The organism is Brevundimonas sp. EU05-FHT14B07 (genome assembly GCF_058790795.1).
The window spans coordinates 22,706-43,287 of sequence record NZ_JBYTCZ010000001.1 but is presented as its reverse complement, the minus strand read 5'-3'; the positions used below and the strand labels follow the sequence as shown (position 1 = coordinate 43,287).

24 protein-coding genes are annotated in these 20,582 nt (G+C 68.0%); 12 read left to right on the top strand and 12 right to left on the bottom strand.

Annotated elements, in window-relative coordinates; translation table 11 throughout:
• Positions 1–28: 28 nt before the first annotated feature.
• Positions 29–229, bottom strand: a complete 201-nt coding sequence (locus AC3WRC_RS00220) for a helix-turn-helix transcriptional regulator (RefSeq protein WP_174087098.1) — start codon at positions 227–229, stop codon at positions 29–31.
• Complete coding sequence (locus tag AC3WRC_RS00215; protein ID WP_492302356.1) at positions 226–633, bottom strand: hypothetical protein; 408 nt, start codon at positions 631–633, stop codon at positions 226–228. Before AC3WRC_RS00215 ends, AC3WRC_RS00220 begins: the two co-directional genes overlap by 4 nt.
• 127 nt (positions 634–760) lie before the next feature.
• Between AC3WRC_RS00215 and AC3WRC_RS00210 the strand changes: the two genes are divergently transcribed.
• Together AC3WRC_RS00210 and AC3WRC_RS00205 are read left to right on the top strand one after the other, a co-directional pair.
• Complete coding sequence (locus AC3WRC_RS00210) at positions 761–1,735, top strand: fatty acid desaturase family protein (RefSeq protein ID WP_492302354.1); 975 nt, start codon at positions 761–763, stop codon at positions 1,733–1,735.
• Positions 1,732–2,382, top strand: a complete 651-nt coding sequence (locus tag AC3WRC_RS00205; RefSeq protein WP_492302353.1) for a class I SAM-dependent methyltransferase — start codon at positions 1,732–1,734, stop codon at positions 2,380–2,382. The genes AC3WRC_RS00210 and AC3WRC_RS00205 overlap by 4 nt, the downstream gene beginning before the upstream one ends.
• Here AC3WRC_RS00205 and AC3WRC_RS00200 read toward each other — a convergent pair.
• Complete coding sequence (locus AC3WRC_RS00200) at positions 2,379–2,945, bottom strand: type 1 glutamine amidotransferase domain-containing protein (RefSeq protein WP_066626874.1); 567 nt, start codon at positions 2,943–2,945, stop codon at positions 2,379–2,381. The genes AC3WRC_RS00205 and AC3WRC_RS00200 overlap by 4 nt on opposite strands.
• A 106-nt stretch (positions 2,946–3,051) precedes the next feature.
• Between AC3WRC_RS00200 and AC3WRC_RS00195 the strand changes: the two genes are divergently transcribed.
• The 3 genes from AC3WRC_RS00195 (at position 3,052) to pgm (ending at position 6,034) form a co-directional block, all read left to right on the top strand.
• On the top strand, positions 3,052–3,441 hold the full coding sequence (locus AC3WRC_RS00195) for a hypothetical protein (protein WP_313445743.1): 390 nt from the start codon (positions 3,052–3,054) through the stop codon (positions 3,439–3,441).
• 64 nt (positions 3,442–3,505) lie between these two features.
• Positions 3,506–4,360 (top strand): KPN_02809 family neutral zinc metallopeptidase, encoded by an 855-nt coding sequence (gene ypfJ, locus AC3WRC_RS00190; protein ID WP_313445745.1) that lies wholly within the window; start codon positions 3,506–3,508, stop codon positions 4,358–4,360.
• Positions 4,361–4,396: 36 nt separating this feature from the next.
• On the top strand, positions 4,397–6,034 hold the full coding sequence (pgm, locus tag AC3WRC_RS00185) for a phosphoglucomutase (alpha-D-glucose-1,6-bisphosphate-dependent) (protein WP_055752774.1): 1,638 nt from the start codon (positions 4,397–4,399) through the stop codon (positions 6,032–6,034).
• Between the two features lie 13 nt (positions 6,035–6,047).
• On the opposite strand, the gene AC3WRC_RS00180 is transcribed toward pgm, so the two are convergent.
• Both AC3WRC_RS00180 and AC3WRC_RS00175 read right to left on the bottom strand, forming a co-directional pair.
• The gene (locus AC3WRC_RS00180) at positions 6,048–6,713 is read right to left on the bottom strand and encodes a DsbA family oxidoreductase (RefSeq protein ID WP_492302352.1); all 666 of its coding nucleotides are present in this window, start codon (positions 6,711–6,713) and stop codon (positions 6,048–6,050) included.
• Positions 6,714–6,779: 66 nt separating this feature from the next.
• Positions 6,780–7,637: a DUF1206 domain-containing protein gene (locus AC3WRC_RS00175; RefSeq protein WP_492302350.1), complete on the bottom strand. Its 858-nt coding sequence runs from the start codon at positions 7,635–7,637 to the stop codon at positions 6,780–6,782.
• Positions 7,638–7,766: 129 nt separating this feature from the next.
• Between AC3WRC_RS00175 and AC3WRC_RS00170 the strand changes: the two genes are divergently transcribed.
• Positions 7,767–7,949 (top strand): hypothetical protein, encoded by a 183-nt coding sequence (locus AC3WRC_RS00170; RefSeq protein WP_066554350.1) that lies wholly within the window; start codon positions 7,767–7,769, stop codon positions 7,947–7,949.
• A 125-nt stretch (positions 7,950–8,074) separates the two neighbouring features.
• The gene (locus AC3WRC_RS00165) at positions 8,075–8,773 is read left to right on the top strand and encodes a Crp/Fnr family transcriptional regulator (RefSeq protein WP_153923351.1); all 699 of its coding nucleotides are present in this window, start codon (positions 8,075–8,077) and stop codon (positions 8,771–8,773) included.
• Here AC3WRC_RS00165 and AC3WRC_RS00160 read toward each other — a convergent pair.
• From AC3WRC_RS00160 to AC3WRC_RS00150, 3 genes are read right to left on the bottom strand one after another with little or no spacing between them, the layout of a single operon-like run.
• A complete protein-coding gene (locus AC3WRC_RS00160) occupies positions 8,770–10,227 on the bottom strand; it encodes a sensor histidine kinase (protein WP_082854200.1) in 1,458 nt (485 codons plus the stop codon). The genes AC3WRC_RS00165 and AC3WRC_RS00160 overlap by 4 nt on opposite strands.
• Positions 10,224–10,904: a response regulator transcription factor gene (locus AC3WRC_RS00155; protein ID WP_017505887.1), complete on the bottom strand. Its 681-nt coding sequence runs from the start codon at positions 10,902–10,904 to the stop codon at positions 10,224–10,226. Before AC3WRC_RS00155 ends, AC3WRC_RS00160 begins: the two co-directional genes overlap by 4 nt.
• Complete coding sequence (locus AC3WRC_RS00150) at positions 10,904–11,239, bottom strand: hypothetical protein (RefSeq protein WP_066554343.1); 336 nt, start codon at positions 11,237–11,239, stop codon at positions 10,904–10,906. The genes AC3WRC_RS00155 and AC3WRC_RS00150 overlap by 1 nt, the downstream gene beginning before the upstream one ends.
• 228 nt (positions 11,240–11,467) lie before the next feature.
• Here AC3WRC_RS00150 and AC3WRC_RS00145 point away from each other — a divergent pair, with 228 nt between their 5' ends.
• The 3 genes from AC3WRC_RS00145 to AC3WRC_RS00135 all read left to right on the top strand — a co-directional run bounded on the left by AC3WRC_RS00145 (position 11,468) and on the right by AC3WRC_RS00135 (position 14,174).
• Positions 11,468–11,830 (top strand): hypothetical protein, encoded by a 363-nt coding sequence (locus AC3WRC_RS00145; RefSeq protein ID WP_055752768.1) that lies wholly within the window; start codon positions 11,468–11,470, stop codon positions 11,828–11,830.
• Positions 11,831–11,967: 137 nt separating this feature from the next.
• Positions 11,968–13,608 (top strand): serine hydrolase, encoded by a 1,641-nt coding sequence (locus AC3WRC_RS00140; protein ID WP_492302347.1) that lies wholly within the window; start codon positions 11,968–11,970, stop codon positions 13,606–13,608.
• Positions 13,609–13,697: 89 nt separating this feature from the next.
• Positions 13,698–14,174, top strand: a complete 477-nt coding sequence (locus AC3WRC_RS00135) for a hypothetical protein (protein WP_492302346.1) — start codon at positions 13,698–13,700, stop codon at positions 14,172–14,174.
• Here the strand turns inward: AC3WRC_RS00135 and AC3WRC_RS00130 are convergent.
• The 4 genes from AC3WRC_RS00130 to AC3WRC_RS00115 form a co-directional block, all read right to left on the bottom strand.
• Complete coding sequence (locus AC3WRC_RS00130) at positions 14,171–14,914, bottom strand: DUF4893 domain-containing protein (protein ID WP_492302344.1); 744 nt, start codon at positions 14,912–14,914, stop codon at positions 14,171–14,173. The genes AC3WRC_RS00135 and AC3WRC_RS00130 overlap by 4 nt on opposite strands.
• Positions 14,915–14,974: 60 nt before the next feature.
• Complete coding sequence (locus AC3WRC_RS00125) at positions 14,975–15,649, bottom strand: DUF4893 domain-containing protein (RefSeq protein WP_492302343.1); 675 nt, start codon at positions 15,647–15,649, stop codon at positions 14,975–14,977.
• Positions 15,650–15,689: 40 nt separating this feature from the next.
• Complete coding sequence (locus tag AC3WRC_RS00120) at positions 15,690–16,976, bottom strand: hybrid sensor histidine kinase/response regulator (RefSeq protein WP_492302342.1); 1,287 nt, start codon at positions 16,974–16,976, stop codon at positions 15,690–15,692.
• Positions 16,977–17,059: 83 nt separating this feature from the next.
• The gene (locus tag AC3WRC_RS00115) at positions 17,060–18,079 is read right to left on the bottom strand and encodes a DUF4167 domain-containing protein (RefSeq protein WP_492302340.1); all 1,020 of its coding nucleotides are present in this window, start codon (positions 18,077–18,079) and stop codon (positions 17,060–17,062) included.
• Positions 18,080–18,432: 353 nt separating this feature from the next.
• Between AC3WRC_RS00115 and AC3WRC_RS00110 the strand changes: the two genes are divergently transcribed.
• Both AC3WRC_RS00110 and AC3WRC_RS00105 read left to right on the top strand, forming a co-directional pair.
• Positions 18,433–19,665: an NAD-dependent epimerase/dehydratase family protein gene (locus AC3WRC_RS00110; RefSeq protein ID WP_492302339.1), complete on the top strand. Its 1,233-nt coding sequence runs from the start codon at positions 18,433–18,435 to the stop codon at positions 19,663–19,665.
• Between the two features lie 8 nt (positions 19,666–19,673).
• A complete protein-coding gene (locus tag AC3WRC_RS00105) occupies positions 19,674–20,567 on the top strand; it encodes a Rossmann-fold NAD(P)-binding domain-containing protein (RefSeq protein ID WP_492302337.1) in 894 nt (297 codons plus the stop codon).
• Positions 20,568–20,582: the final 15 nt, after the last annotated feature.

Sequence of the window (20,582 nt, the reverse complement as noted above, 5' to 3'; positions counted from 1 at the left end):
CAATTGTAAGGTTATTCTGACTTTTCGGTCAGTCCGCGTGAGGGTTCTCGAAAATCTCTTCGACCGGCCGCTCGAATACGGCCGCGATCCGGTAGGCGAGGTCCAGCGAGGGATCGTGCCGCTCGGTCTCGAGGGCGATCACCGCCTGACGCGAGACCCCCAGCGCCTGCCCCATCTGCTCCTGGGTCCAGCCGCGCTCGACGCGTAGAAGCTTGAGGCGGTTCTTCATCGGCTGCTCCGGATGAAGGGTGAAACGACACCGTAGAGGCCCCAGAAGACCGGCACGATCAACCAGGTCTGCATATGCGGCGCGCCGGCGAAACTCTCGCCAAAGCCCCAAAAGGTGGCGACGGCCATGGCCAGCCCTGCGGCGACGATGAACTGTTTGGCCGTCACGCCGCGCACGAACTCGTCGCTCTCGCGCATCAGCGCCAGGGTCGCCCAGATTTGCCCGATTACCGGCGCCGACACCGCCGCCGCCAGGACCCAGGCCGCCGGCTTGCCCATCACTTCATCGAAGGCGTCGGTCGTCATCATCGCGACGCAGATCGCGACGTAAGGCACGGAGAACGCCATCGTGCGGATGATGTAGCGTCGATGCGCAGGCGTTCCGGTCTTCCAGGCGGTGAACATATCGGCTCTCCTTGTGTAAGGACAACCTGACACCGAGAGAATGTCATGTCAACCTGACTTTTTGTCAGGCGCGCCCAACATTTCTCCGTTGCTTTTCCAGACGCGCGTCAAGGGCTAGACTCCCCCCATGTCCGCCGCCCCGCGCATCGCCCCGTCGGCCTTGTTCACACCCCAGGAGTGGACGCCGTTTCAAATGCGCTCGGCCTGGGCCGGCCCGCTGCTGGTGGTCCACTGCTGGGCGGTGATCGCCCTGGCTGTTCTCGCCGGCGTCCTGATCCCCTGGCTGATCCCGCTGTGCATAATGATCGTCGGCACGCGTCAGCTGGGTCTGGCCATTCTGATGCACGAAGCGGCGCATGGCGGCCTGTCGAAGTCGAACCGCCTGAACGATTGTCTCGGCCATTGGCTATGCGCCGTGCCGATCGGCGCCAGCCTGAAGGCCTATCGCCCCTATCATCTGACGCATCATCGCTTCGCCCAGCAGGCGGAGGATCCCGATCTGATGCTGTCGGCACCGTTTCCCGTCAGTCCGGCCTCGCTGCGCCGCAAGCTGGTCCGCGACCTGACGGGCCAGACCTTCTTCAAGCAGCGGGTGCTGCTGCCGCTAGCCCAAGCGCACGCGCGCTCAAGCAGCCCGAGGGGCGATAGCGCAAAAGGAATGAGCGACAGCGCCCATGATTACGAGTCGATCGTGACGGGCCGATCCGTCCTGCCCTTCCTCGCCTTCAACGCGGTCCTGCTGGCGGGCTTCATCGCCGCTGGCGTCTGGTGGGCCTTTTTCGTGTTGTGGCTGCTGCCGATGGCGACGTGGTTTCCGATGGTTACGCGCCTGCGAAACATCGCCGAACATGCCTGCGTCGAGGGTTCGTCGGCCGACCCCTTTCGCGCCGCTCGCACCACCAAGGCCAGCCTGTGGGAACGCGCCTTCATCGCCCCCTACTGGGTCAACTTCCACGCCGAGCACCACCTGTTCATGCATGTGCCCTGCTGGAAGCTGCCGCGCCTGCACCGCGCCATTCGTGCGAAGCCGCAAGCCGAGGCGATGGAGGTCGCACCCGGCTATGCCAGCGTGCTGAAGGCTGTTACGCGCCAGCGGGAATGACCGTTCTCGATCCCGCCGCCTTCATCCGTGACAACACGCGGCTTCAGCCCGTGCCGCACGCCCCCGAGATTTCCTTGTGGTTGGCCGACGAGATCACGCCCATCTGGCGGCTGACGGAAGAAGAGCTGGGCGAACTGGGGGTACCGCCGCCCTTCTGGGCCTTCGCCTGGGCCGGCGGTCAGGCATTGAGCCGATATCTGATGGATCATCCGCAGGAGGTCGCCGGCAAGCGCGCATTGGACTTCGCCGCCGGTTCGGGCCTGGTCGGCGTGGCGGCGATGCTGGCTAGGGCGGCCCATGTCCTGTGCGCCGACATCGATCCCTTCTGCCAGGCCGCCGTCGCCGCCAATGCGACGGCGAACGGCGTGACGCTGGACTTCACCCAAACCAATCTGCTGGACGCCGCCCCGCCGGATGTGGATGTTATCTGCGCAGGCGACATCTGCTACGAGCGCCCGATGACCGACGCCGTTCTGGCCTGGCTGGCCCAGGCCCGCGCCAGAGGCACGCGTGTCCTGATCGGCGATCCGGGACGCACATATTTCCCGCGCACGGGCCTGGATTTTCTGGCCGAATACCGCGTCCCGACCTCGCGCGAACTGGAGGACCAGGAAATCAAGCGGTCCTCCGTCTGGGCGATGCCTTAAGCTGCAGCCTGACCTTCGTGGCGGCCTTCGGCGAACTCCTCGATCATCTTGGCGTTGAAGGCGGGAATGTCGTCGGGGCAGCGGCTGGTCACCAAGCCCTGATCCACCACCACCGCCTCATTCACCACATTGGCCCCGGCGTTCTTCAGGTCGGTGCGGATGCTTTCGAACGACGTCATCGTGCGCCCCTCGACCACGCCTGCCTCGATCAGCAGCCACGGCGCGTGACAGATGGCGGCGACCGGCTTGCCGGCGTCGAAGAAGGCCCGAACGAACTTCACCGCGTCCTCGTCCGCCCGCAGCAGGTCCGGGTTCGCCACCCCGCCCGGCAACAGCAGGGCGGAATAGGCCGAGGCGTCCACCGCCGCCACCGCCTTGTCGGCCGTGACCTTATCGCCGGGCGTCAGATGGTCGAAGCCCTGGAACTCGCCGGCCTTCAGCGACACGATCTCGACCACCGCGCCCGCATCCTTCAACGCCTTCATCGGTTCATTCAGTTCGATCAACTCGACGCCGTCGGTCGCGAGGATGGCGACGGTCTTGCCGGAAAGGGATTGGGCCATGAGGAATGCTCCGTTTGTAAAGGGGGTTCGGCGCGATGAACCCACGGCGTCTCAAAGGGTTGCGGCTCCGCTTGGCGGCGATGGCGCGCGTCCCCACATCGTGTCCATGCGATCGCTCCTGACCCTGACCGCCCTGTTGGCCGCTGCCGCCACGCCTGCTTTGGCTCAGACCTATCCGCAGGCCGGCCGCCCCTACGGCGCCTATCCGGGGGGCATCCCCGCCGCGATCGCCGACCAGCATCGCTACGAGAACGACCGTCTGCGTTCTCAAGCGCAGTCGAACGCGGACCAAGCGCGTCAACAGCAGATCGAAACCCAGCTTCGCCTGCGCGCCATCGAAGGCGCTCGCGAACCGACCGCTGCCCAGCCCTTGCCGCCCCGTCCGCTCTACAGCCCCGAGCAGGAGCGGACCTTGCGCCAGTCCGCCGCGGAACGCCGCCAACAGACAGCCCAGGGCATGAGCCAGATCGACAACTGGCTTGATCGTCCAAACTGACGCATCCCTTCCCTTGCACCCGCGTTCCTGCCTAGCTTAACCAGGATCGGGCGGAGGATAGGGCATGCGCTGGCAGGGTGGACGGACAGGCGGCGGCGGCATCGAGGATCGGCGCGGGCTGGGCGGCGGCGCCATCGCTGGCGGCGGCCTGGGCGTCGGGGTGCTGGCCCTTATCGGCTATCTGGTCTTCGGCATCGACCCTTCGACCACGACCCAGCTTGCCAGCCAGTTCGGCGGCGTCGGCGCGGAGCAGCAGCAGGGTCAGACCGGCACGCCCAAGGATCAGGCGGGCCAGTTCGTCGATGTCATCGGCGGCAACATCAACGATGTCTGGGCGCAGAAGCTGAACGGCTATCAGCCGCCGAAGGTCGTGATCTACGAACAGGGTACGGGGACCGGCTGCGGCTATGGCCAGTCGGCCATGGGCCCCTTCTACTGCCCCAACGATAAGACCGTCTATCTGGACCTGGGCTTCTGGCAGGAGATGGAGACCAAGCTCGGGGCCTCAGGAGCCGACTTCGCCCGCGCCTATGTCATCGCCCACGAGTTCGGCCACCACGTCCAGACCCTGACCGGCACCTCCGATCAGGTTCGCCAGGCCCAGCAGCGCGCCTCCGGTCAGGCCGAAGCCAACCAGTATTCCGTCGCGCTGGAGCTTCAAGCCGACTGCTACGCCGGCGTCTGGGCCCGGAACGCCTCGGCCGTTTCGAACGGTCAGGTCGCCCTGGATGCTGGCGAGTTCGAGGAAGGCATGAAGACCGCCCAGGCCATCGGCGACGACACCCTGCAACGGCGCAGCGGCGGCCGCGTCTCTCCCGAAAGCTTCACCCATGGCTCTTCTGCGCAGCGGGTGGAATGGCTGCAACGCGGCTATCAGTCGGGCGATCCGGCCTCCTGCGACACCTTCAGCGGCGCCTGATCGCCGCTCCCCCTCAGAACGATTGATTGACTGACGATGCACGACCGCGCCGGCACGACCGCACGCCCCGAAGACCTGATCGATCTCGACGCCCTGCTCGGCGCCTATGAGACGACCCGGCCCGACATGGGCGATCCGCAGCAGCGGGTTGTGTTCGGCACCTCGGGCCACCGCGGCTCCAGCTTGGACGGTGCCTTCAACCAGGCCCACATCCTCGCCATCGCCCAGGCGATCGCCGAATACCGCGCAGCCCAGGGCGTCGACGGCCCGCTGTTTCTTGGTCGCGACACACACGGCCTGTCTGAGCCCGCCTTCCGCACGACGCTCGAGGTGCTGATCGCCAACGGGGTCGAGGTGCTGATCGACGCCCGCGACGGCTTCACCCCTACGCCAGCCGTTTCGCACGCCATCCTGACCCACAACCGCACGAATAGCCGGCAGGCGGACGGCGTCCTGATCACGCCTTCGCACAATCCGCCCCGCGACGGCGGCATCAAATACAATCCCCCCTCCGGCGGCCCGGCCGGGGGCGAGGCCACGTCCGCCATCGCCGCCCGCGCCAACCAGCTGATCGAAGGCGGCCTGACCGAGGTCCGTCGCGTCCCCTTCGCCCAAGCGCATGCGGCGGCGGGCCGGTTCGACTACGTGTCCGCATATATCGACGACCTGCCCAACGTGCTGGACCTGGACGCCATCCGCAACGCCGGCGTCCGTATCGGCGCCGATCCGCTAGGCGGCGCGGCCGTTGCCTATTGGGGTGAGATCGCTGAGCGCCACCGACTGAACCTGACAGTCGTCAATGACGCCGTCGATCCGCGTTGGGCCTTCATGCCGCTGGACGCCGACGGCAAGATCCGCATGGACTGCTCCTCGCCCAGCGCGATGGCCGGTCTGATCGGCATGATGAAGGGCGGCTCGGCCTATGACGTCGCCTTCGGCAACGACGCCGACGCGGATCGCCACGGCATTGTCACGCCCGACGCGGGCCTGATGAACCCCAACCATTTCCTGGCCGCCGCCATCGCCTATCTGTTCGCCAACCGAGCCGGCTGGGGCGCGGACGTCGCGGTGGGCAAGACCCTGGTCTCGTCGTCGATGATCGACCGCGTCGTCGCCGGCCTGGGCCGCCGCCTGCTGGAAGTCCCCGTCGGCTTCAAGCATTTCGTGCCCGGCCTGCTGGACGGAACCGTCGGCTTCGGCGGCGAGGAATCGGCCGGCGCCTCCTTCCTGCGCCACGACGGCACGGTCTGGACCACCGACAAGGACGGTCTGCTGCTGTGCCTGCTGGCCGCCGAGATCAAGGCCCGCACCGGCCAGAGCGCCAGCCAGCTCTACGCCGGCCTGACCGACCAGTACGGCGCCCCCGCCTACGCGCGCGTCGACGCCCCGGCCAATCGGTCGGAAAAGGCCCGTCTTTCCGCGCTCAGCCCTCCGGACGTGTCCGCGACCACCCTGGCTGGTCAGCCGATCACCGACATCCTGACGAAAGCCCCCGGCAACGGCGAGGCCATCGGCGGGCTGAAGGTCGTCACCGCCGACGCCTGGTTCGCCGCCCGCCCCTCGGGCACCGAGGACGTCTACAAGATCTACGCCGAATCCTTCCTCGGCCCCGACCATCTGGCGACCGTTCAGGCCGAGGCCAGGGCCGTTGTATCGACGGCTCTGGCGGGCTGATCGCCGACGACGCCTAAACCTCCGACGCGATCTTGCGCAGGGCCTCTTCGAACACCGAGGCCGGCTGGCCGCCCGAGATCAGATATTTGCCCTCGACCACCACGGCCGGGACCGAGGTGATGCCGCGTGCGCGCCACAGGTCTTCGGCCTGTCGCACGGCCTGGGCGTAGCGGCCCGAGGCCAGAACCTCGCCCGCCTCGGCCCGGTCCAGCCCGGCCTTTTCTGCGGCGACGGTCAAAACCCCGGCGTCGGTCAGGTTGCGGTTCTCGGTGAAGTGGGCGGTGAACAGCGCCTGCTTCAGAGCCTTCTGCCTGTCCGGCGCCGTCTCGTGCGCCCAGTGCAGCAGCCGGTGGGCGTCGAAGGTGTTCCAGATGCGGCTGTCGTCGGTCATGCGCATGTCGAAGCCCACCTCGCCTGCCCGCTCGCGGATCGTGGCGCGATTGGCGGCGGACTGCTCAGGGCTCGCGCCGTATTTGCGGCCGATGTGTTCGACGATGTTCTCGCCCTCGGGCGCGATCTGAGGGTTCAGCTCGAACGGCTGAAAGGCGATGTCGGCGGCGATCCCCTCGTCTTTCAGAGCGTCGAGAGCCGTGTCCAGCCCGCCCAGCCCTACCACGCACCAGGGGCAGACGACGTCGGAGACGAAGTCGATCTTCAGGGTCTTGAGCGGAGCGTTCATGGCGCGGCCTTCTGGAACAGCGTGTGTTGCATAAAGATATGGCGACGCCGCGCCGCGCGACAAGTCTCAGCCCAGGCTCAAATCCCGGGGCGGACGTATCCGGCGCCAGCGCGCCTCCACGAAGGCGAAGGCGCCAAAGGCCATCAGCCCCGCCGCCGTCAGCCCCAGGATCCACGATCCGCCCGGCTGGGCCTCTAGCGCATCCAGCGCCGCCGCCGTCGTCGTCACCTCGCCCGAGCGCGCATGCAGCCCCGCCAGAACCACGAACACACCCAAGGGCAGATAGGCGAACCCCCGCGCCGCATAGCCCGCCCGCGCCAACGCCGTCGCCGTGCCGCAGAAGGCCTTGGGGCAGGCCAGGGCGTCGTCGAAGTCGTCGCGGATCGCCCTGACGATATTGCCGACGCCGACGCCCAGCACCACCAGCCCCGCCCCGATCAGCAGCAGCTCGCCAAACGGCATCCCCAGCAGCATGGCCGCCTTCTCCTGGTTCTCGGCGACGCTCTCGGCCTGGGCCGCCGAGGCGTTCGTCGCCTCGCCGAACTCGTCCAGATATTCGAAAACCCCCGACGCCAGCACGCCGTAGAACAGGCCGCTGACCGCCTGGCCCGCCCGGGTCGTCCAGCCCTTCAGGTCCGTCCCTTCATGGTCCGCGTCGAACACCGCCTGCAACACCCGCCAGCCGACGAAGGCCCACAGGCCCAGGCCCAGCAACACCAGCCAGACCTTGCCGAACGGCTGCTCGGCCAGCCAACCCGCCGCCCCGCTGGTCCCCACCGCATCGCCGATCCGGTCCGTCGCCGCCAGCAGGGTCAGCGCTCCAGCCGACAGGTAAACGAAGCCTCGCGCCCCATAGCCGACCCGCGCCGCCCATTCGATCAGGGTCGCCAGCGGCGGCAGGCGAAAGGTCTTGGCGGCGTTCATGATGTCTCCCACGTCAGGACGCCCTCAACGCGCCGGCTAAGGCAAAGGCTCCGCTTGTCGCTGTGTCGACATCCGACAGACGCCGGCGGGCGTGTGCCGCTAGGGTTCGCCTCCTTGGGAGCCGTTCGCTTGAACATCTACGAGTTTCACTTCTTCGACGAGGCGGATCGCCGTCCGCTGCTCGACTTCTTCGACGGCGCCGACGACGCCGCGGCGCTGGAAGCCGCGCGGTCGCAGCTGGCGCGCCATGCCTCCTGCGCAGGTGTCGAAGTGCTGGAAGCCGGGCGCCTGGTCGGCCGCGTGACCCGCTGAGCCTCGCCCACCCTCTGCCCGATCGCGTACACAACGCGGTAAAGACACGACTTTTCCCCAGAAAGCCGCGTGACATATAGCAACGCTGTGTCGAGTTTCGACAGACGCCGCGCTCAGATCGCCTTATGCGCGAACTCATGAACCGCCTTTCGCCTGGCAACCGATTGATCCAAGGGCTGAACCCCGACGATCGCGACGCTCTCCTCGCCATCGCCACGCCGGTGGAATTCGCGCCCGGCCATGTGTTCAGCGAGCCTGACGACGCCATCGAACACCTGCATTTCATCGACAGCGGCTTCTGCTCCTCGGTCGCAGTGCTGGAGGACGGCCGCACCGTGGAGACTGTCATGATCGGGCGCGAGGGCGTGCTCGGCGTCGTCGCCTCGGTCGTGCCGCACCATGCCCATACCCGCAGCGTGGCCCAGGTCGCCGGGACGGCGCGCCGGGTGGACGCCGCCAAGTTCCGCGCCCTGTCGGCGCAACGGCCGGGGGTTCGCGACGCGGTCGCCGAATACATGGCGCGGCTTCAGGGCGAGTTGGAGCAATCAGCCGCTTGCAACGCCCTGCACCACGCCGGGCAGCGGTTCGCCAAATGGCTGCTGCGCTGCCACGACCGGGTCGAGGGCGACACACTGAACCTGACGCAGGAGTATCTGGCCTCCATGCTGGGCTCGCAGCGGACCACGGTGAACGAGGCGGCGCAGGGGCTTCAGAAGGCGGGGGCCATCGCCTATTCGCGCGGCCGGATCACGGTGCTGGATCGCGCCGCCTTGGAGCGGGCGGCCTGCGAATGCTACCGCCGGGGCGGAGACCGGCAGCCCTAGTCGACCTGGGCGGCCGGCAGTTCGAGGACCGCCTTCAGCCCGCCCATGTCGCTGTCCGCCAGCATCAGCCGCCCGCCGTAGGCGCGCGTCAGGTCGTCCACGATCGACAGGCCCAGGCCCGACCCCGGCGCGCTTTCGTCCAGCCGCGCGCCGCGCTGCATGACCGTGTCGCGCTGATCGGCCGGCAGGCCCGCCCCATCGTCCTCGACCACCAGGATCATCTGGCCCAGGCCGCTGCCGCCCGCGGAGACGCGCACCCGACGCCTGGAGAACTTGGCGGCGTTTTCGATCAGATTGCCCAGGATTTCCTGCAAATCCTGACGCTCGCCCAGGAAGGACAGGCTGTCGGGCGCGCGCCAGTCGATCTCGACGTTCTTGTCTCGGAACACCTGTTCGATCATCACCGCCAGCTCGTCCAGCACCTCGGCGACGGGCGTCGTCTCGCCCAGACCGTGGGCGGCGCGGGCGGCGGCGCGGGCGCGACGCAGGTGGTGATCGACCTGGCCCTGCATGATCTTGGTCTGGCGCCGCACCAGTTCGGGCAGATCGCCCTCGCTCGTCCCCGCCTCGGCCAGCATGACGGAGATCGGCGTCTTCAGCGCATGGGCCAAATTGCCGACGTGGGTGCGCTGGCGATCCACGACCTCCTGATTGTGATCCAGCAGGCGGTTCACCTGCTCGGCCAGCGGCTGGATTTCCTGAGGGTACGAGCGGCCGATCCGCGCCGACCTGCCCTTGCGCACATCCGCGATCTCATCGCGCAGGTCGAACAGGGGGCGTAGGCCGATCCGCACCTGGATGAAAACCGCCGATACGAGGCCGAGCCCCAAGATCAGGAAAGCGATCCAGGTTACGCGCGCGAACTGGCGCGTGTCCGCGTCGACGTCGGAGCGATCCAGCGCGGCGATGAAGATGACCGGATGTTCGTGCCGTGGGATCGACTTCATGCTGGCGGCGACGCGCAGCGGCTCGCGCGTCTCGGCGTCGTCCTTGGGCCCGGTGGTGTTGAAGGTGATGACGTCGCCGAAAGCCGCATCCAGGCGCGCGGGCAGGTCGGCGGGCAGGGCCAGGTCATAGCGCCACAGCGAGGTCGAACGCGCCAGGCTGACCAGCCGTCCGTCGGGGCGAACCTCCATGATCTGCCAGTATTTGCCCGACAGCAGCCGCAGAGTTCTGGCGTCCTGGATCTGCGGAATGGCTTCGCCCTGCGGCGTGCGGCTGGCGCCGACCACGATCTCGTCGATCGTTTCGTTGAGCATCGCGCCCAGACGCCGCAGGGCGGATTCCTGAAAGGCCTGGGTCAGCACCAGCGCTGAAATGACCAGAGCGACCACGATCCAGGCCGAGGCCAGCCAGATCAGCCGGCGCGTCAGGGAGCGACCTGGGCGACCGAACCAGCGGCCCCAATCGTGAAGCCCACCAGCGTTGGGTTTCGAAGCCGTCGCCTCGGTCACGCCGGGTCGGATTCGCCCGCCAGCGGCGTCAGCCGATAGCCGAGGCCGCGCACGGTCTCGATCCGGTCCGATCCGACCTTCTTGCGCACCCGGCCGATGAAGACCTCGATGGTGTTTGAATCACGGTCGAAGTCCTGATCGTAGAGGTGTTCGACCAGTTCGGTGCGGCTGATGACGCGCCCCTGATGCATCATCATGTAGTGCAACAGCCGGTATTCCAGCGAGGTCAGGCGCAGGGGCTCGCCATTGACGCTGGCCCGCGCTGCGCGGGGATCCAGCCGCAAGCCACCGCACGACAGGGTCGCCGAGGCGATGCCCGCCGAGCGGCGCAGCAGCGCCCGCAGACGCGCCAGCAGTTCTTCGGTATGGAAGGGTTTGGTCAGATAGTCGTCGGCGCCGGCGTCGAAACCCGCCACCTTGTCCGACCAGGCGCCGCGCGCCGTCAGGATCAAAACCGGCGTCGTCTTGCCCTCTCGCCGCCAACGCTCCAGCACCGACACGCCATCGATCTTGGGCAGGCCCAGGTCCAGGACGATGACGTCATAAGGCTCGTTCTCGCCCAGATAGTGGGCTTCCTCGCCGTCCGGCGCATGGTCCACGGCATAGCCCGCGTCGCCCAGCGCCGCCTTAAGCTGACGCGACAGATCTGCGTCGTCCTCGACCAGAAGCACGCGCATCAGTTCGGCCTGCGACGTTGATTGTTGTTGTCGGGACGCGCCTGTCCGGTTTGGCCATCGACCACGACCTCACGCACGCGTCCGTCGCGTTCGACCAGGACGGAATAGTTGCCGTCGCGGCGCGGTTGAGTGTCGATGGGGCGACCGCCGCCGGCCTCGCCGCCACGACGACGGGCCTCGTCGGGACTGACGCGCGGACCACGGTCCTGCGAGCGCTGGTCCTGATCGCGCGACTGGGCCTGCGCCGACGTCGTCACGACGGGCGCGAAGGCCAGACCGAGAGCCAGGGCCAGGGCCGGAGGGGCGATCAGGAGGGGGGCGGGTTTACGAAACATGGCGACCGATCTAGTCCCGATCATCTGAACGGGCGCTGAATACGTCGTATAGTTTAAAGCGAACGCTGCTCCAAACCGTAGACCAAATCAGAAGACGGCGGTGTGACGTCTTTTTCATCCAGATGAACCGAACCTGATCGATCCTGTTCAGAACCGGCTCAGTCGCCGGGTGCTCAAATCGCCTCATCGCTGGTCACCCCGACCGGCAGAACATTTGAGGAGATCGCCATGCGCAAGCTCATCGTCCCCGCCATCGCCCTGGCCGCCGCCTCGGTCGCCGCGCCGTCCTTCGCCCAATCCTACCACCGCCCGGCCCCGCCCCATCACGCCAGCTATGGCTCGTGGCAGTCGATCAACGCCCGCCAGGCCAACCTGGATCGCCGCATCGATCAGGGCGTCCGCAACGGCCAACTGAGCCGCCGCGAAGCCACCCGTTTGCGCGGAGAATTCAACGGCCTGCTGCGTCTGGAGGCCAACTACCGCCGCGGCGGCCTGACCGCCTGGGAACGCCAGGACCTGGACCGTCGCTTCGACCGCCTTTCGGCCCAGATCCGCTATGAACGCCGCGATTACGACAACCGTCGCGGCTAAGCCTTAAAGCTACTTGAGGACGGGGCGCAGCCGACAGGCTGCGCCCTTTTTCACGTCCGGACTGACAGTCCGTCGGACGGCCTTGGCCCCGGGCGATCGGGGCGTTAGCGTGTCTGATCGTTTGCCGGAGCCTGCCCATGTCTCTTCGTCTGTCGCGCCGCACCCTGTTCGCTTCCGGAGGCGCGGCGGCGCTGGCGGCGGGGCCAGTGTTCGCCCAGAACACGCCGGCGAACGATGATGCGTCGCTGGCGGCGGCGGTGGACGCCTATGTGGCCAAGTGCATGGCGGCCTGGCCGGATCAGCCGGCGCTGGGCGTCGCCGTGGTCAAGGACGGGGCGACCGTTCTGGCGCGCGGTTATGGCGTCAAGGTTCAGGGCAAGCCGGCGCGGGCCGATGAGCACACCCTGTTCGCCATCGCCTCCAACACCAAGAACGTCACCGCCGCCGCCCTGGCCATCCTGGTCGACGAGGGCAAGGTGAAGTGGGACGCGCCGGTTCGGACCTATCTGCCCGGCTTCACCCTGTCCGATCCCTATATCGGCGAACACATCACGGTGCGCGATACGCTGAGCCATCGGGCCGGGTTCGGCCTGGGCGCCGGCGACCTGCTGTTCTGGCCCAACTCGGACCGCACCCGCGCCGAGGTGCTGGCCCAGGCCGCCTTCGTGCCGATCGAGGACGGGTTCCGCGCGCGCTATCACTACTGCAACCTGATGTTCGTGGTCGCGGGCGCAGTGCTGGAGGCCGTGTCTGGGATGAGCTGGGAGGCCTTCATCCAGACGCGCATTCTGGACAAGGTGGGGATGAGCGAAACCGTGCCCCTGGCGCGTCTGGCCGATGCGTCCAAGTCCGCCCTGCCCCACGGCCGGGTCGGGCCGCCGCTGCGCTATCAGGGGGCGATGACGCCCATCGCCACGTCCATCGTCGAGGTGTGGAACTGGGACTCCGCTGCAGCGGCGGGGGGCATCTGCACCACCCCGACCGATTGGGCCAAATGGATCGCCGTGCGGCTGAACGACGGCAAGCTGGCGGACGGGACGCGGCTGTATTCCGAAGATGCGGCGCGCGAGATGTATCGCCCCAACATCATCGTCGGCTCGTCGGCCGGACCGACGGCGGAACTGCCCAACCGCTCCATCGCCTCGACCTACGCCATGGGGCTGCAGGTTCAGGACTATCGCGGCGAGCGGATCGCCAGCCACGGCGGCGGCTCGCCCGGCGGCATTTCCGCCACGGTGCTGATCCCGGGCCGCAAGACCGGCTTCAGCGTCTTCTCCAACGCCGAAGAAAGCTTCCTGCTGCGCGCCTTGCGGTCCGGCATCACGGACATCTGCATGGGCAAGGTCGATGTGGACTGGATCGCGGACTCCAAGAAGCTGGAGGCCGAGGGCAATGCGAAATCCATCGCCGCCGCCGCCGAAATCGACGCCAAACAGGCGGCCGGCGCGCCCCCGTCCATGCCGCTGGAATCCTACGCCGGGACTTGGCGCGATCCGTGGTACGGCGACATCGTCATTGCGCCCAAGACCGAAGGACGCGGCCGTAACCGCAAGAGCGGCCTGTGGCTGAGCTTCACCCACACGCCCGCCCTGCAAGGCTGGCTGGAGCCGTATGACGGCGAGACCTTCCGCACCCGTTTCCCGGACAAGCGCGAGGAGGACGCCTTCGTCACCTTCTCGATTCTGACGGCCAAACCGGCGACGGCGACGGTGAAGGGGGTCAGCCCCGACATCGACTTCAGCTACGACTATCAGGACCTGAGACTGACGCGCGTGTGACCTCGGACGACCCTGTGACCCAGGGTCGCAAACCGGAACGGCCCTGGCGTCTTGACGCTGTCTTCCCATCAATCGAAAGGGAGACCGTCATGTCCAAGACCCCAAACCCGCGCGCGCTGGATCGCGACGAGGCGGATATGGTCGAACAGACGAAGGCGCTGGCCGAGCGTTCGCCGGCGGAGCTGCGCGACCTGATCGGGCGGCTGCGCGGGCGGCGTGACCGGGTGCAGCGTCAGATCCGAGGCCGTGTTCGTGGGGGAGAGAGCGGCCCGGATGCGGGCGCCCGCGAGAAGAAGACGCTGCTGACCGGGGCCATCGCCCGCGTCGCCGATGAGATGGACCGGCGTAAATCCGGCCCTAAATCCGGCGGGGCGTCGGCGACGGCGACCGACAATCTGCGCGAGGCCGTCCGTCGCAAGGCCGAAAGCCCGAGCTGGACCGGGCCGGACGATCGCACCGCCGATCTGGGGCCCAGCGAAACGCCGAACACCAAGATCGCCCCGTCAGGCGCACTTCACGCCGAGGGCATGCGCGCCGCGATCGCGCGCTCGACCGGCGCGCGCTAGCCGGTGATCTCCAGCAGCTCCAGCTTGGCTTCCTGCTTGGGCCATGGCAGGACCAGGCGCCAGCGGTTCTGGCCTATGCGTTCGATAACGCCGACCTGATCCCGTTCGGCCTCGTCGCCATAGGCGGGGAAGGACTTCTCGTCGGCGCCCCAGGCCTGGGCGCCGACATAGACGGCGCGGCGGTCGGTGTCGGGATAGATCAGGCCGCGCGTGCGCTGCGATCCCGTCGTCTTGGTCAGGACCAGATCGCCGCCGGGCGTCAGCTCGACCGAACAGGCGAACCAGGGATATTCGACATAGGCCAGTCCCTGACCCTCGACACGGCGGCCCATCTTGATGGTGCGACAGCGATAGGTTCCGGGCCCCGGTTGGATGCGTCCCGTCTGAGCGGCGTTGGGATCGGCGAGCGGCCCGAGAGCCTCGACCTGACGCGAGAAGCCGCCGTCCTCGGCCTCGGCGCGGGCCATGCGCCAGGCCTGATCGAGCCTGCCAAGCAGGCTGGCGTCGGCGGCCTTGGCGACCTGACGCCAGGATTCGGTTCCGCCCTGCATGCCCTCGGCAGGCGCGGCTTGGGTGTCCGGCGTCGCCGCCGCTTCCGGCGCGGCCTGGGCCGGCACGCCGGGTGCGGGCGTGGTCACGGCGGGCGATGTCTCGGCCGGGCTGGCTGGACTGTTGTCGCCACAGGCCGCCAGGGCCGTGGTGGTCATCAGGGCCAGAACGGCCAGAGGGGTGCGGCGCATCAGCGTCTCCATCGGTTGCCCTGACCGAACGTGACAGGGCGCCCGAGGTTCAGCCGAACCTTAGCCGCGCGGCGCCGGGACCAGCTCGATCAGGTCCAGATTGGATTCGGTATTGGGCCACGGCAGGACCAGCCGCCAGCGCGCCTCGCCGATGCGTTGCAAAATGGCGACCAGATCACGGTCGGGGTTGCGGCCATAGGTGTTGGCGGCGGGCTCCTGTGCCAGGGCCAGCGAGCCGAGCATCACCATATGGCGGTCGTCTTCGGGAAAGAGCAGGCCGGAGGGGCGCTGCGAGCCGGTAAGCTTGGAGAACTTCAGGCCTTTCGGCGTCTGTTCGATGCGGCAGGCGAACCAGCCGTAGACGACATAGCCCAGACCGTCCTCACCGCCCTGGGTGCCCAGTTTGACGGTGCGGCAGCGATAGTCGCCGGGCGGCGGCGAGACGCCGGGCCGGTCGGCCTTGGGGTCGATCAGATCGCCCAGGCTGTTCAAGTCGCCGGAGCCGCGCTGACGCTTGGCCTGTTGCAGGGCCAGGGTCCAGGCGGCGTCGACGCGGCGGTAACGGTCCCGGTCGCCGGCCGTGATGACGCCGCGCCAGTCCATCAGCGCGCCCGATGCGCCGGACGGCGGCGGGGGCGGCGGCGGCGGGGTCGAGGCGCAGGCGGCGACGGCGCACAGGACGGCCAGCGGCGCCAGACGACGCGCGAGCGAGCGGAACGGTACGAAACGGGACATCGACGCTTCCCTTGGGGCGATCAGGCGAACTTTAAGCCTCTTAGGCCCTCTCGCGACCGTCGGCGTCAACCTCCGGGCAGCCCAGCGCCGTATTCAGCGCCGCCGCCAGGGCCGCCAGATCCAGCGGCTTGGCCAGCCAGGCGTCGAAGCCGGCGGCGCGGCCGCGCGCCCGGTCCGGCGCCGATACGGCCGCCGTCAGCGCCAGGACCGGCACATGGCGGGTCAGGGGATCGACGTCCAGCCGCGCCTTGACCTCATAGCCGTCCATGTCCGGCAGGCCGATGTCGAGCAGGATGACGTCGGGTCTGAGCGCACGCGCCAGATCCAGCCCCTCCGGTCCCGTCGTCGCGGCGTGCAGGGTCAGGCCCAGGCCGCTCGCCGCCTGGCGCATCAGGGCGATGTTGGCGGGATTGTCCTCGATGTAGAGCACCACCGCCTGACGCGATGACGCCAGACCCGGCGCGGGGGCTGCCGGCAGGCTGAGTGAAAAGATGGCGCCCGCGCCGGGGTTGCGCGCCATGGTCAGGGCGCCGCCCATCCGCTCGGTCAACCGCTGGACCGAGGCGACGCCGAGGGCGGTGCCGCCTCTGGCGTCGTGACCATCCAACGGGCGGAAAGGTCGGTCGTCGCCCGCACCGACGGGGATCATGCCGGCGTCATGGATGGCGATGACGATCCGGTCCTCAGCGCGCGACATCTCCATGCGCACTTTGCCTCCGCCGGGCGAATGGCGCAGGGCGTTCTCGACCAAGCGGCGCAGGATGCGGCGGATCTGGCCCGGATCGGCCATGACGCACAGGCCGTGGGCGGGCGGCGGACAGGCCAGCGTCACCCCCGCCTCGCGCGCCTGCGCCTCCAGCCCATCGCAGACCTGGCGCAGCGCCAGACGCAGATCGACGCGGTGCAGCGAAGGCGAACCGCCGCCGTCACCGCCGGTCATGAAGGCTTCGGTTTCCTCGATCAGGGCCAGCAAGACACCGGCCGCGGCCTCGATCTGACGTAAGGACTGAGCCTGGCGCGCGGTCAGGGGATTGGCCGGGTCGGCGGCACGCAGCAACTGGGCGAAGCCCATGATCGTGGTCAGGGGACTACGCAGTTCGCGCCCGAGGGCCTGCATGATCTCGCCCCGCGTCCGAAGCTCGGCGGTCAGACGGTCGACCTCGCCCTCGGTCGTCGTCAGGGCGCGGCGCAGGCCTTGGGTCTGCTGGGCGATGCGGGCTTCGAGCCGGGCGTTCTCACGACGCAGGCGCTCGGCGACCGCGTGCGCCTGAAGCCAGAGCCAGATCCCCGCGCAGGTTCCCGCCAGCGCCAGGGACAAGACAAGCAAGACGAAATCCATGACGCCCCTCCGACGCGCCATATTGACGCGTTAAAGTTGCATTCAGGTAAACGTGCCCGCTTGGGTTGTTATCAGTCTTCGCTGGCTGCGGCGGCTTCGGGTTTGCGACGCGGCGCACGGCGACGCGGGGCCGCCTCGCCTTCGGCTTGCTCCGCCGGGGCCGACGAAACCGGCGCGCGGGTCAGAAAGCCCGGCAGGGCGGTCGGGGCGTCGCCCTCGTCCGCCGCAACAGCGGCGGCGGTGCGGCGCGGTCGGCGTGCTGGCCGTTCGTCGGCGGCCGGCGCTTCGACGCTCGGCGCTCCAGCGACAGGCGTATTGACGGGCGTCTCGACGACGGGCGCTTCGCTGACGGCTTCGGCGCGGTCGGCCTCGGCGTAGGCTGGGGCGGCGCCCTCAGCGTCGTCTTGGGCGCCGTCCTGATTGTCGAAGCGGCGATTGCGTTCCTCGCGGCGACGCTCCCAGCGTTCGCGGCGGCTTTCGCGACGACCGCCGCCCTCGCCCTCGGCGCGGACCTCGTCGCCTTCGCGCGGCTCGCGGGGTTCGCGCGGCTGCTGGCTGTCGCGGTTCTGGTCACGGTCACGATCACGGTTCTGATCGCGATCGCGGTCGCGGTTGTCACGGTCCCGGTCGCGATTGTAGTCGCGGTCGCGGTTCTGATCACGGTTCTGGTTCTGCTCGGCGCGCTCTGCAGCCTCCGCGGCCTGACGGTCGGCGGCCTGCTGGGCGGCGACGAAGGCGGCGGCCTGAGCGCCAGATTCGTCCTCGAAGTCGATGTCGAAGCCCTGGTTGGACTGTTCGCGCGCGGCGATGTCCGAGAAGGACCGCTGCGGCTGGAGCGCGCGCAGGACGCGGTAATAGTGTTCGGCGTGCTGCTGATAGTTTTCGGCCAGCACCCGGTCGCCGCTGGAGGCCGCATCGCGGGCCAACTGCTGGTAGCGCTCATACACCGTCTGGGCGTTGCCCCGGACCTTGATGTTCTCGGGGCCTTGCGAATCCCACGAACGATTCGGATTGGCGTTGTTGGCGTTATTGGCGCCCGCCTTGTTCCGATTGCGTCCGCGCTGACGCTTCATGCCCTTGAAATCTCTCATTCGCGCTACCGTGTGCAGGGGCGGACCAAAGCCTGAAGGCCGGTTCCGTCCGTTTCGTGGTTCCGTCTCGCTCGGGGCCGATCCCCGATTGTCGAACTGTCGGAATGCCTTGTCGCCCGCATGGTGCGCCGGTCCTTTCGGGACCGACCGTCATGGCCGGCTCAAGCCGCGAACAGCCGGGTATGCGCCCGTAAAGCTGCGATTGAGTGGGAGACGGCAGAGACTTAACCCGAGTGCGCGGCCTTTCCAAGCGATATTCGTCAATGCGTCGCACCGAACCCTGCACAGCGCCGCTTTGCCAAGCCCGCCGGCTGGGCTAGGCATGACCTTTGAGACGACGACGAGGCGATCCCATGCGCGTGCTGGTTCTGGGCGGCGACGGTTTTTGCGGCTGGCCCACGGCCCTGCATCTGTCGGCCGAAGGGTGGGACGTGACCATCGTCGACAACCTGAGCCGTCGCAACATCGACAACGAGCTGGAGGTCCAGTCCCTGACGCCGATCCGCACCATGGGCGAGCGGATCAAGGCGTGGAAAGACGTGTCCGGCCGCGACATCGGCTTCGTCAACATGACGGTTGGCAAGGAATTCGACCGTCTGGTCGCCCTGATCCACGACTTCGCCCCCGACAGCGTGGTGCATTTCGCCGAGCAGCGGGCGGCCCCCTATTCGATGAAGTCGGCGCGGCACAAGCTGTACACCGTCGACAACAACATCAACGCCACCAACCATCTGCTGGCCGCCATCGTCGAAAGCGGCCTGGACGTCCACCTGGCGCACCTGGGGACGATGGGGGTCTATGGCTACGGCACCGCGGGCCTGCGCATTCCCGAGGGCTATCTGAAGGTGACGGTGGATACCGACAACGGCCCCGCCGAGCAGGAAATCCTGTTCCCGCCCAATCCGGGCAGCATCTATCACATGACCAAGACGCAGGACGCCCTGCTGTTCCAGTTCTATGCCCGCAACGACAACCTGCGCATCACCGACCTGCACCAGGGCATCGTCTGGGGCACCCAGACCGAGCAAACCAAACAGGACGAACGACTGATCAACCGCTTCGATTATGATGGCGATTACGGCACGGTGCTGAACCGCTTTTTGATGCAGGCGGCGGTCGGTTATCCGCTGACGGTGCATGGATCGGGCGGCCAGACGCGGGCCTTCATCCATATTCAGGACACGGTGCGCTGCGTCGAACTGGCGCTGAAGAACCCGCCCAAACGCGGCGAGCGGGTCAAGATCCTGAACCAGATGACCGAGAGCCGCCGCGTGCGCGATCTGGCGGCCATGATCGCCGACAAGACCGGCGCCGAAATCCACAATGTCGCCAATCCGCGTCAGGAAGCCGACGAGAACGATCTGGTCGTCGCCAACGACCAGTTCCGGGATCTAGGGCTGAAGCCGATCACCCTGGCGCAGGGTCTGATGGACGAGGTCACGGACATCGCCCGCCGCTATGCCGACCGGGCCGATCTGGGTCGGGTGCCGTGCGTATCCGCCTGGAACCAACGCCGGGCGGAGGCGCTGGAAAATGAGGCGCGACCGACAGTTGACGCGCCACCTTCCCAAGTTCTGACGGCCTGAGCTTCGTAATGCCTATCGCCTCCCCTCCCCTCGATCTGTTGGTCTTCGGCGGCGGCTATCTGGGACGGGCGGCGGCGGTGGAGGCCATACGGCGCGGCGGGCACGCGACCGCCACTTCTCGAGATCCCGAGCGGCGCCGCGCCCTGGCGGCCGACGGGATCATGGCCATCGATCCCAGCGATGCGGCTGCCCTGAAGACGGCGCTGGAGGCGGCGACGGCCGTGCTGATCACAGCCGCGCCGGACGCCCAAGGCTGTCCCGGTCTGCGGGCCCTGGGGCCTCTTGCGGGCGACGCTTGGCCCGACTGGATCGGCTATGTCTCCTCCACCTCCGTCTATGGCGACCGGGCCGGCGGATGGGTGTTCGAGGACGGGCCGTTGAACGCCGCCAATCTGGAGGGCGCACGCCGCGTCCGCGCCGAGCGCGATTGGCTGGACGGGGCGCAAGGGATGGGGCTGACGGTCCAGATCTTCCGCCTGCCCGGTTTCTACGGGCCGGGGCGCAGCGTGGTCGAGCGGCTGAAGGAAGGCACGGCGAAGCTGGTCAGGAAGCCCGGCCAGGTCTTCAATCGCATCCATGTGGACGACATCGTCTTGGGCCTGTTCGCCTCGATGGCGCAGCCGCGACCGGGCGCCGCCTACAATCTGACTGACGACGAACCGTCGCCCGCCGATGTGGTGATGGAATGGGCGGCGGATCGGATGGGCCTGCCCCGCCCGCCAGAGGTGGACTGGACCGACGACAGCGTCAGCGAGGCGATGCGCCGCTTCTATCTGGATTCCAAGCGCGTCTCGAACGCCCTCGCCAAGGCCGAGCTGGGCTGGCGGCCCGCCTATGCCAGCTGGCGCGAGGGGCTGGCGACGCTGATGGACGCGCCGCCGCCGCCGCGATTGGTGAGCTAGGGCGCAGTCACGCGC

What these genes read in the sequence shown, in the direction of transcription:
- AC3WRC_RS00220 (WP_174087098.1), bottom strand. Translation starts at nt 229, where the DNA reads ATGAAGAACCGCCTCAAGCTTCTACGCGTCGAGCGCGGCTGGACCCAG.
- AC3WRC_RS00215 (WP_492302356.1), bottom strand. Translation starts at nt 633, where the DNA reads ATGTTCACCGCCTGGAAGACCGGAACGCCTGCGCATCGACGCTACATC.
- AC3WRC_RS00210 (WP_492302354.1), top strand. Translation starts at nt 761, where the DNA reads ATGTCCGCCGCCCCGCGCATCGCCCCGTCGGCCTTGTTCACACCCCAG.
- AC3WRC_RS00205 (WP_492302353.1), top strand. Translation starts at nt 1,732, where the DNA reads ATGACCGTTCTCGATCCCGCCGCCTTCATCCGTGACAACACGCGGCTT.
- AC3WRC_RS00200 (WP_066626874.1), bottom strand. Translation starts at nt 2,945, where the DNA reads ATGGCCCAATCCCTTTCCGGCAAGACCGTCGCCATCCTCGCGACCGAC.
- AC3WRC_RS00195 (WP_313445743.1), top strand. Translation starts at nt 3,052, where the DNA reads ATGCGATCGCTCCTGACCCTGACCGCCCTGTTGGCCGCTGCCGCCACG.
- ypfJ (WP_313445745.1), top strand. Translation starts at nt 3,506, where the DNA reads ATGCGCTGGCAGGGTGGACGGACAGGCGGCGGCGGCATCGAGGATCGG.
- pgm (WP_055752774.1), top strand. Translation starts at nt 4,397, where the DNA reads ATGCACGACCGCGCCGGCACGACCGCACGCCCCGAAGACCTGATCGAT.
- AC3WRC_RS00180 (WP_492302352.1), bottom strand. Translation starts at nt 6,713, where the DNA reads ATGAACGCTCCGCTCAAGACCCTGAAGATCGACTTCGTCTCCGACGTC.
- AC3WRC_RS00175 (WP_492302350.1), bottom strand. Translation starts at nt 7,637, where the DNA reads ATGAACGCCGCCAAGACCTTTCGCCTGCCGCCGCTGGCGACCCTGATC.
- AC3WRC_RS00165 (WP_153923351.1), top strand. Translation starts at nt 8,075, where the DNA reads ATGCGCGAACTCATGAACCGCCTTTCGCCTGGCAACCGATTGATCCAA.
- AC3WRC_RS00155 (WP_017505887.1), bottom strand. Translation starts at nt 10,904, where the DNA reads ATGCGCGTGCTTCTGGTCGAGGACGACGCAGATCTGTCGCGTCAGCTT.
- AC3WRC_RS00150 (WP_066554343.1), bottom strand. Translation starts at nt 11,239, where the DNA reads ATGTTTCGTAAACCCGCCCCCCTCCTGATCGCCCCTCCGGCCCTGGCC.
- AC3WRC_RS00145 (WP_055752768.1), top strand. Translation starts at nt 11,468, where the DNA reads ATGCGCAAGCTCATCGTCCCCGCCATCGCCCTGGCCGCCGCCTCGGTC.
- AC3WRC_RS00140 (WP_492302347.1), top strand. Translation starts at nt 11,968, where the DNA reads ATGTCTCTTCGTCTGTCGCGCCGCACCCTGTTCGCTTCCGGAGGCGCG.
- AC3WRC_RS00135 (WP_492302346.1), top strand. Translation starts at nt 13,698, where the DNA reads ATGTCCAAGACCCCAAACCCGCGCGCGCTGGATCGCGACGAGGCGGAT.
- AC3WRC_RS00130 (WP_492302344.1), bottom strand. Translation starts at nt 14,914, where the DNA reads ATGCGCCGCACCCCTCTGGCCGTTCTGGCCCTGATGACCACCACGGCC.
- AC3WRC_RS00125 (WP_492302343.1), bottom strand. Translation starts at nt 15,649, where the DNA reads ATGTCCCGTTTCGTACCGTTCCGCTCGCTCGCGCGTCGTCTGGCGCCG.
- AC3WRC_RS00115 (WP_492302340.1), bottom strand. Translation starts at nt 18,079, where the DNA reads ATGAGAGATTTCAAGGGCATGAAGCGTCAGCGCGGACGCAATCGGAAC.
- AC3WRC_RS00110 (WP_492302339.1), top strand. Translation starts at nt 18,433, where the DNA reads ATGCGCGTGCTGGTTCTGGGCGGCGACGGTTTTTGCGGCTGGCCCACG.
- AC3WRC_RS00105 (WP_492302337.1), top strand. Translation starts at nt 19,674, where the DNA reads ATGCCTATCGCCTCCCCTCCCCTCGATCTGTTGGTCTTCGGCGGCGGC.